The 15,759-nt window shown below is 71.5% G+C and carries 16 protein-coding genes; 8 read left to right on the top strand and 8 right to left on the bottom strand.

Annotated elements, in window-relative coordinates:
• Positions 1–112: 112 nt before the first annotated feature.
• From IE269_RS00920 to IE269_RS00910, 3 genes are all read left to right on the top strand, one after another.
• Positions 113–2,089: a S1C family serine protease gene (locus tag IE269_RS00920; protein ID WP_189820721.1), complete on the top strand. Its 1,977-nt coding sequence runs from the start codon at positions 113–115 to the stop codon at positions 2,087–2,089.
• A gap of 149 nt (positions 2,090–2,238) precedes the next feature.
• Positions 2,239–2,736, top strand: a complete 498-nt coding sequence (locus IE269_RS00915; protein WP_189820720.1) for a sec-independent translocase — start codon at positions 2,239–2,241, stop codon at positions 2,734–2,736.
• Between the two features lie 242 nt (positions 2,737–2,978).
• Entirely contained in the window at positions 2,979–3,656 is a 678-nt protein-coding gene (locus tag IE269_RS00910) for a hypothetical protein (protein WP_189820719.1), read from the top strand.
• Between the two features lie 60 nt (positions 3,657–3,716).
• Here the strand turns inward: IE269_RS00910 and IE269_RS00905 are convergent, their stop codons facing one another.
• The 4 genes from IE269_RS00905 to IE269_RS00890 form a co-directional block, all read right to left on the bottom strand.
• A complete protein-coding gene (locus tag IE269_RS00905; protein WP_189820718.1) occupies positions 3,717–3,905 on the bottom strand; it encodes a hypothetical protein in 189 nt (62 codons plus the stop codon).
• 271 nt (positions 3,906–4,176) lie between these two features.
• Positions 4,177–5,310, bottom strand: a complete 1,134-nt coding sequence (locus IE269_RS00900; RefSeq protein WP_189820717.1) for an Mrp/NBP35 family ATP-binding protein — start codon at positions 5,308–5,310, stop codon at positions 4,177–4,179.
• A gap of 43 nt (positions 5,311–5,353) precedes the next feature.
• Positions 5,354–5,878 carry a DUF1003 domain-containing protein gene (locus IE269_RS00895; RefSeq protein ID WP_438817523.1) on the bottom strand — a complete coding sequence of 175 codons (525 nt, stop codon included), beginning with the start codon at positions 5,876–5,878 and terminating at the stop codon, positions 5,354–5,356.
• A 76-nt stretch (positions 5,879–5,954) separates the two neighbouring features.
• Positions 5,955–7,226 carry a magnesium transporter MgtE N-terminal domain-containing protein gene (locus IE269_RS00890; RefSeq protein ID WP_189821324.1) on the bottom strand — a complete coding sequence of 424 codons (1,272 nt, stop codon included), beginning with the start codon at positions 7,224–7,226 and terminating at the stop codon, positions 5,955–5,957.
• A gap of 206 nt (positions 7,227–7,432) precedes the next feature.
• Here IE269_RS00890 and IE269_RS00885 point away from each other — a divergent pair, with 206 nt between their 5' ends.
• Entirely contained in the window at positions 7,433–8,200 is a 768-nt protein-coding gene (locus IE269_RS00885) for a hypothetical protein (RefSeq protein WP_189820715.1), read from the top strand.
• A 141-nt stretch (positions 8,201–8,341) separates the two neighbouring features.
• Here the strand turns inward: IE269_RS00885 and IE269_RS00880 are convergent, their stop codons facing one another.
• Positions 8,342–8,860: a hypothetical protein gene (locus IE269_RS00880; protein ID WP_189820714.1), complete on the bottom strand. Its 519-nt coding sequence runs from the start codon at positions 8,858–8,860 to the stop codon at positions 8,342–8,344.
• Between the two features lie 36 nt (positions 8,861–8,896).
• On the bottom strand, positions 8,897–10,006 hold the full coding sequence (locus tag IE269_RS00875; protein ID WP_189820713.1) for a magnesium and cobalt transport protein CorA: 1,110 nt from the start codon (positions 10,004–10,006) through the stop codon (positions 8,897–8,899).
• Positions 10,007–10,537: 531 nt separating this feature from the next.
• Between IE269_RS00875 and IE269_RS00870 the strand changes: the two genes are divergently transcribed.
• Complete coding sequence (locus IE269_RS00870; RefSeq protein ID WP_189820712.1) at positions 10,538–11,122, top strand: suppressor of fused domain protein; 585 nt, start codon at positions 10,538–10,540, stop codon at positions 11,120–11,122.
• A 127-nt stretch (positions 11,123–11,249) separates the two neighbouring features.
• Here the strand turns inward: IE269_RS00870 and IE269_RS00865 are convergent, their stop codons facing one another.
• Together IE269_RS00865 and IE269_RS00860 are read right to left on the bottom strand one after the other, a co-directional pair.
• Positions 11,250–11,603: a peptidoglycan-binding domain-containing protein gene (locus tag IE269_RS00865; RefSeq protein ID WP_189820711.1), complete on the bottom strand. Its 354-nt coding sequence runs from the start codon at positions 11,601–11,603 to the stop codon at positions 11,250–11,252.
• 219 nt (positions 11,604–11,822) lie between these two features.
• Entirely contained in the window at positions 11,823–13,070 is a 1,248-nt protein-coding gene (locus tag IE269_RS00860) for an MFS transporter (RefSeq protein WP_189820710.1), read from the bottom strand.
• A gap of 191 nt (positions 13,071–13,261) precedes the next feature.
• On the opposite strand from IE269_RS00860, the gene IE269_RS00855 reads away from it, so the two are divergent.
• The 3 genes from IE269_RS00855 to IE269_RS00845 all read left to right on the top strand — a co-directional run bounded on the left by IE269_RS00855 (position 13,262) and on the right by IE269_RS00845 (position 15,695).
• Positions 13,262–13,906 (top strand): DUF6758 family protein, encoded by a 645-nt coding sequence (locus tag IE269_RS00855; protein WP_189820709.1) that lies wholly within the window; start codon positions 13,262–13,264, stop codon positions 13,904–13,906.
• Positions 13,907–14,009: 103 nt separating this feature from the next.
• Entirely contained in the window at positions 14,010–14,876 is an 867-nt protein-coding gene (locus tag IE269_RS00850) for a PHP domain-containing protein (RefSeq protein ID WP_189820708.1), read from the top strand.
• Positions 14,877–15,089: 213 nt separating this feature from the next.
• Positions 15,090–15,695: a MarC family protein gene (locus IE269_RS00845; RefSeq protein ID WP_189820707.1), complete on the top strand. Its 606-nt coding sequence runs from the start codon at positions 15,090–15,092 to the stop codon at positions 15,693–15,695.
• Positions 15,696–15,759: the final 64 nt, after the last annotated feature.

The raw sequence follows: 15,759 nt of genomic DNA, 5'->3' as shown, positions 1-15,759 counted from the left end.
CTGCGCACGCAATCGCAAACCTGGTTGAATCCAGGGAAGGGGTGCCCGCCACGGGCGCGGAGACCGGTTCCCGCCGCGGTCGGCGGGGGCCAAGGGCAGTTGCGGGGAGAGCATGGACGAGGGCAAGCCCGCCGGACCACGGGCGAAGTGGTGGAGCCGCCCCGCGCAGGGGAGGCCCACCCCGGACACGGCGGGGTCGGGGGATCGGGACACGGTCCCTCCGGTGCCGGAGCAGGCTCCTGACGTACGACCGGACACCGCGCCTCCCGCACCGGAAGCGGCACGGCCCGGCTCGGACCCGACGCCTCCCGCGACGGACCCGACGCCGCCCGCGCCGGACACCGCGCCGCCCGTGCCGGAGCACGCTCCCGGTCCGGACGCGGCCGCGCACCCGGAGCCGGCCACCGCTTCCCGCGAGCCCGCACCCCCGGCGGACGAGCCCCGGGACGCGATACCGCCGCGGCAGGAGGCGGACCCGACGGGTGCGGCCGAGGCCCCCGAGAGCGCGCCGGTCGGTGGTTTCGGCGCGGGGCGGGCGAAGCCCCTGCACGATCCCGATCCGTACGGCACGCCGCCCTACGGCGAGCCTGGTCCCTGGGCGCCCGCGCCTCCGGTGCAGCGGCCGACCCCGGCCGAGGGCACGCTCGTACCGCCTGCGCAGTACGGCGGCGGCCCGGCACCGGAGCAGCCCCGGACCCCGGCCGCGCCGAGCCCGCACACCTCCGCCCCCGGCCCGCATGCGCCGTCCGCGCACCCCGTGACGCCGCCCGCGCACCCCTCCGTTCCGCCGCAGCCCGCCGTCCCGGCGTACCCGCAGGCATCGAACGACCCGCAGCATGCCGCCGCGCACCAGCAGCCCCCGCAGTCCGAGCACCCGCACGCCCCGCACGCCTACCCGGCGTCGCAGTGGCTCCAGTACGACCCGTGGAGTGCGGCGCCGGCGCAGGCGTTGACGTACGCCGGGGAGCCGCCCAGGAAGCGGCGGCGCGGTGGGCTGTTCGTCGGGGCGCTGGTGCTCGCGCTGGTCGCGGGCGGCATCGGCGGCGGGGTGGGGGCGTACATCGAGCGCAACGACGGCTTCGGCGGCAGTTCCGTACGGCTGCCGCAGACCGGCAAGGGGTCCACCGACCGTGCTCCCGACACCGTCGCGGGCATCGCCGCCAGCGCCCTGCCGAGTGTGGTCACCTTCCACGTCAGCGGCAGCAGCGGCAAGGGCACCGGCACCGGCTTCGTCCTCGACAACAAGGGCCACATCCTCACCAACAACCACGTCGTGGAACCGGCCGGCAAGACCGGCGTCATCTCCCTCACCTTCAGCAGCGGCGAGAGTGCCCGCGCCAAGCTCGTCGGCAAGGACAGTGGTTACGACCTCGCCGTCGTGAAGGTCACCGGCGTCTCCGGGATGAAGCCGCTGCCGCTCGGGAACTCCGACAACGTCCGCGTCGGCGACCCCGTGGTCGCCATCGGCGCGCCCTTCGACCTCCAGAACACCGTCACCGCCGGCATCATCAGCGCCAAGCAGCGCCCGATCACCGCCGGCGGCGAGAAGGGCGACGGGAGCGATGTGAGTTACGTCGACGCGCTCCAGACCGACGCCCCGATCAACCCCGGCAACTCCGGCGGCCCGCTGGTCGACTCCCAGGCCCGGGTGATCGGCGTCAACAGCGCCATCCGCGGCCCCGACAACGGCGGCCTCGACAGCGGCCAGGCGGGCAGCATCGGCCTCGGCTTCGCGATCCCGATCAACCAGGCCAAGCGGGTCGCCGAGGAATTGATAAGCACCGGCAAGGCCACCCACCCGGTGATCGGCGTCTCCCTCGACATGAAGTTCACCGGCGACGGCGCCAAGGTCGGCGCGAAGGGCGCCGACGACTCACCGGCGGTCACCCCGGGCGGCCCCGGCGCGCAGGCGGGCATCAAGCCTGGCGACATCATCACCAAGATCGACGGGCAGCGGGTGCACAGCGGTGAGGAGCTGATCGTCAAAATCCGGTCAAGGCGTCCGGGGGAACGGATGGGCCTGACGCTGGAGCGCGACGGCAAGGCGCAGGACGTCACCCTGGTGCTCGGATCGGCCGGGGATTCCTGACCCGGGCGGCCCCGGCGCGCTCCGCCGCGCCGGGGGCGGGCGACGTCGGACGGCCCTGTGGGCGACAGATGGGTGCCACCTGAAGGTACCGTCCGGACAGCTGGGGCGGGTACCGTGGAACGCGCCCGGAGAATCCAAGGAGCTGCAAGGTGTTCAGTGACATAGGCGGACTGGAGCTGTTGACGCTCGCGGTCCTCGCCGTGCTCATCTTCGGCCCGGACAAGCTGCCGAAGCTGATCCAGGACGTCACGCGGACCATCCGCAAGATCCGGGAGTTCTCGGACAGCGCGAAGCAGGACATCCGCAGCGAGCTGGGTCCTGAGTTCAAGGACTTCGAGTTCGAGGACCTCAACCCCAAGAACTTCGTGCGCAAGCAGCTGGCCGAGCACGGCGGGGACGACCTCGGTCTCAAGGAGATCCGGGAGAGCTTCGACCTGCGCGGGGAGCTGCAGGAGGTCACGGACGTGGTGAACGGGAAGGCGCGGCCGACGGCCCGGACGCCTTCCGACGAGCCGGTGGCCGAGGCGCCCAAGGCGGACCTGACGAAGAAGCCGGAGACGGCTCAGGCTCAGGCTACGGCTCCGGCTCCGGCTCCGGCGAACCTCCGCAAGGAGGAACGCCCGGTGTTCGACCCCGACACGACCTGAGGGGTACGGGGCTCCTGGGGCCGGCGCTGCGGCGCTCGGCCCCTTTTTGCTGGCCGGGGGCGGTGCCGGGGCGGGCCCGGATCGGGCGTACCGCCCCCCTGCCCGCCCGTTCCGCCCCCGGGGGCGGCCCCGTCGCCCAAGGGGGCTGGGGAGGGTTGGCTATTCTCCATCTGGTCCGGTGTCAGGACGCCCGAGGGGGGCGGGCCGCACCGGAGTCGAGAAACGAGGAGGCGGCCGGGCAGATGGAGACGACGAGTCGGGCAGGGGCGCAGGAGAATTCCGGTGCGCCCGGTGGATCCACCACGGAAGGGGTTCCGGCAGCCCGGCGTACGGTCGACGGCTATCTGCGCGCCCCCTTCCCCTGGTACGGGCTGGACGAGGCCTTCACCGGGCCCCGCTGGCTGATGCAGGTCGGCACGGCCGCCGACGGCACCGTGCAGCACGGCGCGATGGGCCACGGCGACGAGCCGACCATAAAGACCTCCGGCGAGGAGGGCCCCGACAAGGAGCGCTTCGCGGTCGTGGTGACCGTGGTCGCCTCCCCGGTGCGCCGCAGCGGCGACGGCACGGGCACGCTGGAGGCCACCTCGGTGTCCTCCGCCGCCTGGCTGGCCGGGTCCGGGCTGCTCTCGCAGACCTGGCCCGCGCAGCTCGACCACTCGATGCGGGACAACTGGCTGGACCAGCAGACCGAGGTCTCCTTCGAGCTGGCCGACGACCTGGAGGGCCCCGACTGGTCGGCGCTCTCGCTGCCGGTCGACGGGGTGCCGACGCCGTTCCACTACCGCGAGTCCGAGTACGGCTGGGTGCTCGCCGGGTCCACGCAGTCGGGCGTCCACATCGGGGCGTACGGGCGCGGCATGAGCGCGTACGGGCTGGGCTTCTCGGTCGTGAAGGACGTCACGACGTACGACGGCTGAGCAGGCAACACGTAAGGGGCTGCGTCCAGGACGCAGCCCCTTACACATGCACAACCGGCACTACGTGCAGGCCACGTCCTTCGGCCAGGCCGCGCAGATGCCCCGCCGCTCGAAGGCGATCTCCCTGGCGAGCTGCGCGTCGCTGGTGCCGGGCGCGCGGTTGGCCCGGGCGGTCTGCTCCAGCTCGCGGGTAGTACGGGCCCACCGACGCCGCCGCGTGCGGCTGGAGCGTGTTGTCGCTGTGCACATGGCCGCCGCGCATCGGTGGCGAACTGACGTGCCGCCTTCGCCGCGAGACCGGTGTTCTCCGCCCGGTCCACGGCCTGCGCCTGGTTGCCCGGCAGGGTCTCCTTGCCGAGGCGGGCACGTCGGGCGGATCGTTGGACGGACGCACTCTTCCGACGTGCGGATTCGTCCGACGGGCAGCAAAGAACCCCGCCGGTCGCACGGAATGCGTACGTCCGACGGGGTCCCCTCGAGCCCGTACGAGAACCAAGCCCGTACGAGAAGCAAGCCCGTACTAGAACTTGTTGCGCGGCGTGATCCCCAGCGACATCCCGGAGAGCCCGCGCGCCCGGCCGCCCAGCTTGCCCGCGATGGCCCGCAGCGCGGAACCGGCGGGGGAGTCCGGGTCGCTCAGCACGACCGGACGGCCGTCGTCGCCGCCCTCGCGCAGGCGTACGTCGATCGGGATGGAGCCGAGGACCGGCACGTTGGCGCCGGTGGTCTTGGTGAGGCCCTCGGCGACCTTCTGGCCGCCGCCCGTGCCGAAGACGTCCACGATCTCGTCGCAGTGCGGGCAGGGCATGCCCGACATGTTCTCCACGACGCCGACGATCTTCTGGTGCGTCTGCACGGCGATGGACCCGGCCCGCTCGGCGACCTCGGCGGCGGCCTGCTGCGGGGTGGTGACGACCAGGATCTCGGCGTTCGGGACGAGCTGCGCGACGGAGATCGCGATGTCGCCGGTGCCCGGCGGGAGGTCCAGCAGCAGGACGTCCAGGTCGCCCCAGTACACGTCCGCCAGGAACTGCTGGAGCGCGCGGTGCAGCATCGGGCCGCGCCACACGACCGGGGCGTTGCCCGGGGTGAACATGCCGATGGAGATGACCTTCACGCCGTTCGCCGACGGCGGCATGATCATGTTCTCGACCTGGGTGGGGCGGCCGTCCACGCCCAGCATGCGGGGCACGCTGTGGCCGTAGATGTCCGCGTCGACGACGCCGACCTTGAGCCCGTCGGCGGCCATCGCCGCCGCCAGGTTGACCGTCACCGAGGACTTGCCGACGCCGCCCTTGCCGGAGGCCACCGCGTACACCCGGGTCAGCGAGCCGGGCTGGGCGAAGGGGACTTCGCGCTCGGCGGTGCCGCCGCGCAGCGCGCCCGCGAGCTCCTTGCGCTGCTCGTCGCTCATCACGTCGAGCTCGACGGTGACGGCGGTGACGCCCTCGACCCGCTCGACGGCCTCGCGGACGTTGCTGGTGATGGTCTCGCGCATCGGGCAGCCGGAGACGGTCAGATAGACCGCGACGGCGACCGTCCCGTCCGCCCCGATCTCGACCGATTTGACCATGCCGAGTTCAGTGATGGGCCGGTGGATCTCGGGGTCGTTCACCGTCGCCAGTGCTTCGCGCACCGCGTCTTCCGTAACCATGACTCGATACTACGGCGGCACGGTGGGAGACCGGGTAGCCCGGTCAACGGTCGCCTTCGTCACTCCGGTTCGTCGGCTCCGGCGGGAATACGGTCCGCCGCTCCTCCAACTCCTTGACCAGGTCCTGGAGTTCGGAGCGGATCCAGTCGCGGGTCGCGACCTCGCCAAGGCCCATCCGCAGCGCGGCGATCTCGCGTGTGAGGTATTCGGTGTCGGCGATGGAACGCTCGTTCTGCTTGCGGTCCTGCTCGTGCGTGACCCGGTCGCGGTCGTCCTGGCGGTTCTGCGCGAGGAGGATCAGCGGGGCCGCGTACGAGGCCTGGAGGGAGAGCGCCAGCGTCAGGAAGATGAAGGGGAACTCGTCGAAGCGCAGCTCCTTGGGCGCGAAGACGTTCCACAGCACCCAGACGATGATCACCGCGGTCATCCAGACGATGAACCGACCCGTTCCGAGGAATCGCGCGATTCTCTCCGAAAACCGTCCGAAAGCCTCCGGATCCCACTCGGGCAGCAGCCGGGTACGCGGCGCTTTCGGCTGATCCAGACGCACACGGGAGGCGCGCGTCACCGCGCTCGCGCCGGTCTGGGACCGCGCGCGCTCCTTGGGCTCACCACCCCGGGACTCACCCCCCGGCCTGTTCGGCTTAGTGGCCACCGACGACACCCCCCGGGTTGAACTCGGTCTCCCGCCAGTCGTCCGGCAGCAGGTGGTCCAGTACGTCGTCGACCGTCACCGCGCCCAGCAGCGACCCGCCCTCGTCCACGACGGGCGCGGCCACCATGTTGTACGCGGCGAGATAGCTGGTCACGGCGGGCAGCGGGGTGTCCGGCGACAGCGGCGGAAGGTCGGACTCCACCACCGAGGACACCAGCGTCCCCGGCGGCTCCCGCAGCAGCCGCTGGAAGTGCACCGTGCCCAGGTACTTGCCGGTCGGCGTCTCGTCCGGCGGCCGGCACACGTACACCTGCGCCGCCAGCGCGGGGGAGAGGTCCTGCTGCCGTACGCGGGCCAGCGCGTCGGCCACCGTCGCGTCGGGCCGCAGCACGATCGGCTCGGTCGTCATCAGACCGCCGGCCGTCCGCTCCTCGTACGACAGGAGCCTGCGCACATCGGCGGCGTCGTCCGGCTGCATGAGCGTCAGCAGGCGCTCCTTGTCCTCCTCGGGCAGCTCGGAGAGCAGGTCGGCGGCGTCGTCCGGGTCCATCGCCTCCAGGACGTCGGCGGCGCGCTCCTCCTTGAGCTTGCCGAGGATCTCGATCGAGTCGTCCTCGGGCAGCTCTTCGAGTACGTCGGCCAGCCGGTCGTCGTCGAGCGCGGAGGCGACCTCGGCGCGGCGCTTGGGGGTGAGGTGGTGCAGGGCGTTGGCCAGGTCGGTGGGGCGGAGCTGCTCGTACGCGGCGATCAGGTTCTCGGCGCCCTGCCCGTGCTCCTCCAGCGAGAAGCCGGTGACCGCCGACCACTCGACGGTCAGCGTCTCGCCCTTCCTCCGCAGCGCGCCGATCTTCCCTTTTCGTACGAAGACCTTGTCGATCTCCCAGTCCCGGCGGGCCGGAAGCTGCGCGATAGCCACGTCGAGGACGGTGACCTCCTCGTCGCCCTCCACCAGCCGCACCCGGCGGTCAAGGAGCTCGCCCAGCACCAGGCGCTCGGTGGGCCGCTGCTCGAAGCGCCGCATGTTGACGACACCGGTGGTGATGACCTGGCCGGACTCGACGCCGGTCACCCGGGTCATCGGCAGGAAGATCCTGCGGCGGCTCACCACCTCCACCACCAGCCCCAGCAGCCTCGGGGGCCTGCGGCCCACCCGCAGCATGGCCACCAGGTCGCGCACGCGGCCCACCTGATCGCCGTTGGGGTCGAAGACCGGCACTCCGGCCAGGTGCGAGACGAAGACGCGGGGCGCCCCTGCTGCCATGCCGACCGCCTCCTCGTCTCTTCTTTCACTCACGCGCGCATTTGTCTGCAAATACGCCGGACACCGGCTTCAGGCTAGCCCGTGACGATCACCGACGCTCCGCCGGGCAGCCGTACGGCTGCCTGCCTGCGGCCCGGGACGACCCGGGTACGCTGCCCTCTGCCAAACCGGACCACCGGACCCCTTGAGGAGAGGCAGTGCCGACCGTGACCGCATTCCCCCCGGCAGCCCGCGCACGCAGGGCCGTACTCGCCGGTGCGGTGTGCGCCGGTCTCGCGGCGGGTCTCGCGGGGTGCGGCGAGGACCCCGACGAGGGGACGAACGGGGTGGGCAAGCTGAGCGCCGCCGAGATCGAGGGCAAGGCCCGCGCGACGGCGAAGGCGGCCACCGCGGTCCGGCTCACCGGCACCTTCGTCACCCGTGGTGGCACGTACAAACTCAACATGCGGCTGAAGAACACCGGCGGCACGGGCTCCGTCACCACCAAGGACTCCACCTTCGAGCTGCTGCGCGTCGAGGACGAGCTGTTCATGAAGGCGGGCGCCGACTTCTGGCGGCACGACGCCACCAAGCCGGGCGCGGAGTTCAAGAAGGAGGACGAGGAGGCGGCGGACAAGCTGGAGGACAAGTACGTCAAGGTGCCCAAGGGCGACCCGGCGTACGACCAGTTCCGCGGCTTCACCGACAAGTCGGTCCTCCTCGACGGCCTCCTCGGTCTCAACGGCACCCTCAACAAGGGCGACCGCGAGACGATCACCGGCATGCGCACCATCAAGGTCGTCGGCGGCGAGGACGGCCAGGGCGGCGCCCTCGACGTCTCCCTGGAGAAGAAGCCCTACCCCCTGCGCATGGCCCGTGCGGGCGGCGCGGGCGTGGTCCAGCTCGCCGACTGGGACAAGGACTTCCCCCTGACCCCGCCCCCCAAGGACCTGACGGTCGACTACGGCCGCCAGCTCCCGAAGGCGCGCGGCTGAGGCTTCCGCTCCGGCAGGCGGCCAACCTGACGCTTCCGCTCCGGCAGGCGGCCAACCTGACGCTTCCGCTCCGGCGGGCGGCCAACCTGACGCTTCCGCACCGGCAGGCGGCCAACCTGACGCTTCCGCTCCGGCAGGCGGCTAGCCCTTCCGCTTCTTCTTCAGCAGCAGCTTCGGCAGCCCCGCCGGGATCGGCTTGCGGGTCGTCGCGGAGGACGGCAGGGGTACGGCGGCCAGGTCGCCGTCCGGCAGCGGCTCGGTCCCGCCCTGCGGGGTGAGGCGCAGGACGCGGCACTCGCGGGCCCAGCGCTCGGTCATCTGCTCGGCGTCGGGGGCGTTCAGCCGCTTGCCCTTCAGCTCCGCGACGGCCGCGTCCCACTCCTGCGTACCGGCCGTCAGCTCCTTGACGACGGCGGTCCAGGCGACGAGCCGGCCGCCCTTGTCCTTGCTGCGTACGGTCACGTGGGCGACGGAGCCGTCGTCGAGGCCCGGGAAGGGCTGCTCGCCCGGGCCGTCGCCGACGAGGTGCAGGGCCCCGTCGAGCCAGACGTGCCACAGGGCCCGTGCGGGGCCCGATCCCCGGACCCAGACGAGCCCGGACTTCTTGGTGGCCTCTTCGACGAGGGCCTGGTCGAGGAGCGGGGTCTGCGACGGCGACATGAGGGGCAGCTTAGTTGGCCCCCGGCCGCCCGCCGCCTACAGCCAGCCGTTGCGCTTGAGCGCCCGGTGGATGCCCAGGCACACCACGGCGATGCCGCCCAGCACCATCGCGTACCCGTACTTCCAGTGCAGCTCCGGCATGTGGTCGAAGTTCATGCCGTAGACGCCGCAGATCATCGTGGGCACGGCGACGATCGCCGCCCAGGAGGTGATCTTGCGCATGTCCTCGTTCTGGGCGACCGTCGCCTGCGCGAGGTTGGCCTGGAGGATGGAGTTGAGGAGCTCGTCGAAGCCGACGACCTGCTCGTGGACGCGGGCCAGGTGGTCGGCCACGTCGCGGAAGTACTTCTGGATGTCGGGGTCGACCAGCCGCATCGGCCGCTCGCTGAGCTGCTGCATGGGCCGCAGCAGCGGAGCCACGGCCCGCTTGAACTCCAGCACCTCGCGCTTCAGCTGGTAGATCCGGCCCGCGTCCGCACCCCGCGAGCTGCCCTTCGCCGGGGCGGAGAACACGTCGATCTCCACCTCGTCGATGTCGTCCTGGACGGCCGAGGCGACCGCGATGTACCCGTCGACCACGTGGTCCGCGATGGAGTGCAGGACGGCCGAGGGGCCCTTGGCGAGCAGCTCCGGGTCGTCCTGGAGGCGGTGGCGCAGCGCCCGCAGCGAGCCCTTGCCGCCGTGCCGGACGGTGATCACGAAGTCCCGGCCGGTGAAGCACATCACCTCGCCGGTCTCCACGACCTGGCTGGTGGCGGTCAGTTCGGTGTGCTCGACGTAGTGGATGGTCTTGAAGACGGTGAAGAGGGTGTCGTCGTACCGCTCCAGCTTCGGCCGCTGGTGCGCGTGCACCGCGTCCTCCACGGCCAGCGGGTGCAGCCCGAACTCGGCCGCGATGCCCGCGAACTCCGCCTCGGTCGGCTCGTGCAGGCCGATCCAGGCGAAGCCGCCGGACTCCCGGACGCGGATCATCGCCTCGTGCGGGGTGGCGCACTCCTTCAGGCGGCGGCCGTCGCGGTAGACGGCGCAGTCGACGACGGCACTGCTCGCGGAGTGGTCGCGGGTGGCGTCGTAGTTGGTGTAGACGGTGGGGCTCTTGCGCAAGGACGGGCGTACCACTGCGCGCAGGTCACGGATCATCGACATGGCGGGCTCCTTCACGGAGAAGCCGTCGGCGGGTGCGTGGCACTGCCCGGAATGGAGACGTGCGGCGCCACGGCGCTGTGGCAGGTGCGTGCACGTCGGCAAAGCGGGCGGCACCGCGAGGTCGCGGTGACGGCGTTCGCTCAGACACGGATCAGGCAAAACAGGTGAGGGTGAAGTGCTCTTCCGTCGTGCCCGTCGGACGCGAAACCTGAGTGAATCCCGTGGGAACACAGGTGTTTCCGTGCTCGAAGAGCCGGGTACGAAGCCTCGGACCGCGTGCGTCGGACGTCTGTCAGACGTGCGTCAGAGGAGGTACGGAAGAGCGGTTGGTACTACCGGGTCGACTTCGGTCCACCGCAGTCCCACCTCCTCCGGCCGGTCCCCCGTGAGGGACGACTGTCCTCGGGGCTGGAAAGCAACGCTTCTGCGTGCTGCCCCGATTCAGCGGCCCAGGTTACCAGCCGTCCCCGGTGTCAAGCCCCGCCGCGGTGCGCCTTTGCCCGTTCCATACGCGGCCTATGCTCGCGGACCATGGGAGATGTTCTTGCGCTGGTAGAAGCCCGACTGCGGACGACCTTGGGCGAACCGGACGCGCGCGCGGCCGTCACGTTCCTCGGCACGGACCGGATCGAGGTGCTGCGCTTCCCGGACGGCGACCTCGTCCGCTACGCCACCCTCGGCATGTCCGCCGCCCCGATGACCGACCCGACCGCCGCCCTCGCCGACCCCGTCAAGGGCCCGCGCGCCGAGCTGGTCCTCTCCGTACGGGCCGGGCTCGCCGACACCGACAAGGTGCTCCGCCCGCTTGCCGTCCTGGCGGCGTCCCCGCAGGTGGAGGGCCTGATCGTGGCGCCGGGTGCCTCTCTCGACGTGGGGGAGCCGCTGTGGCCCGGGGCGCCCTTCAGCTCCGTACTCGTGGCGGAGAGCGGCGGTCTGGTGGAGGACCTGGAGCTGGACGATCCGATGGACCCGGTCCGCTTCCTGCCGCTGCTGCCCATGACGCAGAACGAGGCCGCGTGGAAGCGCGTGAAGGGCGCCCAGGAGCTCCAGGAGCGCTGGCTCTCCCAGGGCACCGACCTCCGCGACCCGCTGCGCGCGGGCGTCCCGCTGGACTGAGTCCCGGCCCCCGCGAATGGCCTGAATTCGCTGTTGGGTTCGACTCCGGTACGGGGCGGGGCGCGCCGCGCGAAGGGGCCCGGCCGGGTGGTCCTGCCCGGTCGGGCCCCGCTGCGTACGATCCCTGCTAACTCCGCAGCGCCGCCCAGGTGTTCGCGCCCACCTTGCCGTCGACGGCGAGTCCGCCGTACCAGTGCTGGAACGCGCGCACCGCGCCCTCGGTGTTCGCCCCGAAGACACCGTCGACGCCCTGCGGGCCGACCTCGAAGCCCCAGGAGCGCAGCAGGCACTGGACCTCGCGGACCCGGTCGCCGGTGTGGCCGCGGACGGTGAGTGCGGTGCCGTAGTACCAGCCGCAGTCGCGGGCGACGGCCTGTGCGGGTGCGGCCGGTGCGGCGGCCGCATCGGCGGTGGAGACGCCGAGCCCTCCAAGGCTGGAGACCAGGACGGTCGCGGCCAGTGCGGTGAACAGCTTCTTCATGCGCTTCCCCTTCGTACGAGTGGTGCGTTACGACGGTGGGGTGCGCCCGGCACCGCGGGCCAGACCCCCGCTGTCGCCTCCCGGAACGGGAAACGGGCAACGCCGGAGGGAAACACCGGCCGCGCCCGGCGGCGTACGGCAGCGGACACGTGGAAGCCCCGCCGCACGGCCGGGAGGGGGCTGCCGTGGGGCGGGGCGGTTCAGGGGGGCCTTGCTCGGTCAGTTGGCGAAGACGGTGACGCTGTCCTCGGTGGCGTGCACCGGCTGGAGTTCCTCGGCCTCGTGGGTGAGGGCCTTGCGGCGGATCAGGACGACGCCCGCGCCGAGCACCGCCGTGATCGCGGCGACGACGAACGGGATGTGGATGTTGCTCCACTCCTCGATCTTCGGGGCGAGGAAGGGGGCAGCGGCGGCGGCGAACCAGCGGACGAAGTTGTAGCCGGCGCTGGCCACCGGCCGGGGGGCGTTTGAGACGCCGAGCGCCAGCTCCGTGTAGACGGTGTTGTTCACGCCGATGAAGGCACCGGAGACGATCGTGCCGACGATGGCGGTGGTGTGGTTGCCGAAGCCCAGGACCAGCAGGTCGACGGCGAGCAGGACCAGCGAGGCGCCCAGCACCTTCAGCGAGCCGAACCGCTTCTGCATGCGGGGGGCGACCAGCACCGAGAAGACCGCGAGCAGCAGGCCCCAGGCGAAGAAGACCGCGCCCGACTTGTACGGCGTCATGTTCAGGACGAACGGGGTGAAGGCCAGGATGGTGAAGAACGCGTAGTTGTAGAAGAACGCGGAGGCGGCGACCGAGGCCAGTCCGCCGTGGCCGAGGGCCTTGATCGGGTCCAGCAAGGACGTCTTGCGGGCGGGCTTCGGCTGTTCCTTCAGGAACGCGATGATGCAGAGGAAGCCGATGGCCATCAGGGCTGCGGTGCCGAAGAACGGGTAGCGCCAGCTCGCGTTGCCGAGGGCCGCGCCGAGCAGCGGGCCGCAGGCCATGCCGAGGCCGAGCGCCGACTCGTACAGCAGGATGGCGGCCGCGCTGCCGCCGGCGGCGGCACCGACGATCACGGCGAGCGACGTCGAGACGAAGAGCGCGTTGCCCAGGCCCCAGCCGGCCCGGAAGCCGACCAGCTCGCCGACCGAGCCCGAGGTGCCGGAGAGCGCGGCGAAGACGATGACCAGCGCGAGTCCGGCGAGCAGGGTCTTGCGGCCGCCGATCCGGCTGGAGACGAAGCCGGTGACCAGCATCGCGACGGCGGTGATCAGGAAGTACGAGGTGAAGAGCAGCGAGACCTGGCTGGGGGAGGCGCTGAGCCCCTTGGCTATGGACGGCAGGATCGGGTCCACGAGCCCGATGCCCATGAAGGCGACGACGGACGCTCCGGCTGTCGCCCACACCGCCTTCGGCTGCTTGAGGATGCTGCCCGCGCCCTCGTCGAAGGGATCTTCTCCCTTGCCCTCACCGTGCTGCATGGCTTCTTCTCGCTCTCCGCTAGATCGTTGCGATATACAAACAATAAGTTAGAGCGGCTAATGAATGCAAGTTACATCTAGTTTTGGCCGGTGGGAGGGCGGGGGAGAGTTCCCGCAGCGTCGGAAACGGCGCGCGCCGGACGGGTGATCGTCCTTGACGCGGCGTCGAGCGGGGAGGACTGTTGGGCGCTATGAGGGGCGAACCCAGTTGCCCGAAGTGCGGAGGCCGGGTCAGGGCGCCCGGTCTCTTCGCCGACACCTGGCAGTGCGGCGACCACGGGGCGGTGCATCCGCTCCAGCCGGTGCTGCCGCCCAGCGTCGAAGCGCTCTCGGTCGCGGTGAACCGTGCACAAGTGCCCGTGTGGATGCCGTGGCCGCTGCCGGTCGGCTGGCTGTTCAGCGGCATCGCGTACGCGGGCGACGACCGCAGCGGCGGACGGGCCACGGCGATGGCCTGCTCGGGGCCGGGGCCGCTCGGCGGATTCGGTGAACTCCTGCTGGTGGCCGAGGAGTTGGGGGTCGGGCTCGGCGCGAGGTTCGCGGGCATCGACGGCCCCGACCCCGGCGCGCACATCTCCATGGAGAAGCCCCCGCAGACCAAGCTCCTCGCGGCCGGCCGCCCCACCCCGCTCTGGCACGTCTCCGGTACGCCGACGGACCGCGCGGTGTTCGCGGGAGAGGCGCGGGGGCTGTGGCTGTGGGCGATCGTCTGGCCGGAGCAGTCGGGGCTCCTGATGTACGACGAGCTGGTGCTGACCGATCTGCGGGACGCGGGGGCAGAGGTGGAGCTGCTGCCGTGCGGGGCGTTGTCGCCGAGGTTCTTGCTGCAGAGGTGACCGAAGTGACCTGGGGGGCTTTGGGGAAGTGACCTGGGGGTGTTCGAATCCCAGTTACCCTTGAACGTCCCCTCTGTCCGTCCTGCCCCCTGGAGCCAAGCGCGTGCGTATCGACCTGCACACCCACTCCACGGCATCCGACGGCACGGACACCCCCGCCGAACTCGTCCGCAACGCGGCGGCCGCCGGACTCGACGTCGTCGCCCTCACGGACCACGACTCGGTACGCGGCCACGCCGAAGCCGTTGCGGCGCTTCCCGAGGGCCTCACCCTCGTCACCGGCGCCGAACTCTCCTGCCGCCTCGACGGCACCGGCATGCACATGCTGGCCTACCTCTTCGACCCCGAGGAGCCCGAGTTCGCCCGCGAGCGCGAGCTGGTCCGGGACGACCGGGTGCCGCGCGCGCAGGGCATGGTCGCCAAGCTCCAGGACCTCGGCGTGCCGATCACCTGGGAGCAGGTCGCCCGGATCGCCGGTGACGCCTCGCTGGGCCGCCCGCACATCGCGGAAGCCCTCGTCGAGCTGGGTGTCGTCGAGGACGTCTCGGCCGCCTTCACCTCCGAGTGGCTGGCCAACGACGGCCGCGCGTACGTCGACAAGCACGAGCTCGACCCCTTCACCGCCATCCGCCTGGTCAAGGCGGCCGGCGGCGTCACCGTCTTCGCGCACCCCGGCGCCGCCAAGCGCGGCGACACGGTGCCGCTGACTGCGATCGCCGAGCTGGCCGCCGCCGGTCTCGACGGCATCGAGGTCGACCACATGGACCACGACGAGTCCGACCGGGCCCGCCTGCGTGCGTTCGCCGCCGACCACGACCTCCTGGTCACCGGCTCCAGCGACTACCACGGCTCCCGCAAGACCGTCCGGCTCGGGGACTACACCACCCACCCCGACGTCTACGGCGAGATCACCCGCCGTGCCACCGGCGCCTTCCCGGTGCCGGGCGCGGGCGGACGCCCGCGCGCGTAAGGCGCGGCCGGCGCGCGATCCGCGCCGCTTGCGTTCCGGCACCTCTCGCGTGCCGTGACGTTCCGGGGCACCCGTTCGCCCCGAGCGCGCCTCACGACACCGGGCTCCCCGGTGTCGTACGACAAACACCTCACCCCCCTCATGTTCCGCACGGAGCTGTGCCCGCGTGCGCCCGCACCCGCCTGGCACAGCCCTGACCTGCAAGGCTCTCCTGTGTTCGACTTCGCCGTCTTCGGCTCGCTCTTCGTCACCCTCTTCGTGATCATGGACCCCCCGGGCATCACCCCGATCTTCCTCGGGCTGACCTCCGGCCGCCCCGCCAAGGTGCAGCGCAAGATGGCCTGGCAGGCGGTGGCCGTCGCGTTCGGCGTGATCACCGTCTTCGGCCTCGTCGGCCAGCAGGTCCTCGACTATCTGCACATCAGCGTGCCGGCGCTGCGCATCGCGGGCGGTCTGCTCCTGCTGCTCATCGCGCTCTCCCTGCTCACCGGCAAGAACGAGGAGCCGACGCAGACCAAGGACGTCAACATCGCCCTCGTACCGCTGGGCATGCCGCTGCTCGCCGGGCCCGGCGCGATCGTCTCGGTGATCCTCGCCGTGCAGAACCACCCCACCGTCAGCGGTCAGATCTCCGTCTGGACGGCCATCGTGGCGATGCACGTGGTGCTGTGGCTGGCGATGCGCTTCTCGCTGGTGATCATCCGTGTGATCAAGGAGGGCGGTGTGGTGCTGGTGACGCGGCTCGCGGGCATGATGCTGTCCGCCCTGGCGGTGCAGCAGATCATCAACGGCGTCACCGAGGTGATCAAGGCGGGCTGAGGTCCGTACCCGCCGATCCGTACCTACGGATACGGAAAGCGCCCCCGTGCAGGTCATGCACGGG

This window comes from Streptomyces spiroverticillatus (assembly GCA_014650415.1).
GTDB classification, from domain to species: Bacteria; Actinomycetota; Actinomycetes; order Streptomycetales; family Streptomycetaceae; genus Streptomyces; species Streptomyces spiroverticillatus.
Note: the sequence above shows the minus strand (reverse complement) of the source record. Positions and strands in the feature narration are given on the sequence as shown.

Excerpts from the sequence above, each read along its gene's own strand:
- IE269_RS00920 (WP_189820721.1), top strand. The coding sequence starts at position 113 with ATGGACGAGGGCAAGCCCGCCGGACCACGGGCGAAGTGGTGGAGCCGC.
- IE269_RS00910 (WP_189820719.1), top strand. The coding sequence starts at position 2,979 with ATGGAGACGACGAGTCGGGCAGGGGCGCAGGAGAATTCCGGTGCGCCC.
- IE269_RS00905 (WP_189820718.1), bottom strand. The coding sequence starts at position 3,905 with ATGTGCACAGCGACAACACGCTCCAGCCGCACGCGGCGGCGTCGGTGG.
- IE269_RS00900 (WP_189820717.1), bottom strand. The coding sequence starts at position 5,310 with ATGGTTACGGAAGACGCGGTGCGCGAAGCACTGGCGACGGTGAACGAC.
- IE269_RS00890 (WP_189821324.1), bottom strand. The coding sequence starts at position 7,226 with ATGGCAGCAGGGGCGCCCCGCGTCTTCGTCTCGCACCTGGCCGGAGTG.
- IE269_RS00880 (WP_189820714.1), bottom strand. The coding sequence starts at position 8,860 with ATGTCGCCGTCGCAGACCCCGCTCCTCGACCAGGCCCTCGTCGAAGAG.
- IE269_RS00875 (WP_189820713.1), bottom strand. The coding sequence starts at position 10,006 with ATGTCGATGATCCGTGACCTGCGCGCAGTGGTACGCCCGTCCTTGCGC.
- IE269_RS00870 (WP_189820712.1), top strand. The coding sequence starts at position 10,538 with ATGGGAGATGTTCTTGCGCTGGTAGAAGCCCGACTGCGGACGACCTTG.
- IE269_RS00865 (WP_189820711.1), bottom strand. The coding sequence starts at position 11,603 with ATGAAGAAGCTGTTCACCGCACTGGCCGCGACCGTCCTGGTCTCCAGC.
- IE269_RS00860 (WP_189820710.1), bottom strand. The coding sequence starts at position 13,070 with ATGCAGCACGGTGAGGGCAAGGGAGAAGATCCCTTCGACGAGGGCGCG.
- IE269_RS00855 (WP_189820709.1), top strand. The coding sequence starts at position 13,262 with ATGAGGGGCGAACCCAGTTGCCCGAAGTGCGGAGGCCGGGTCAGGGCG.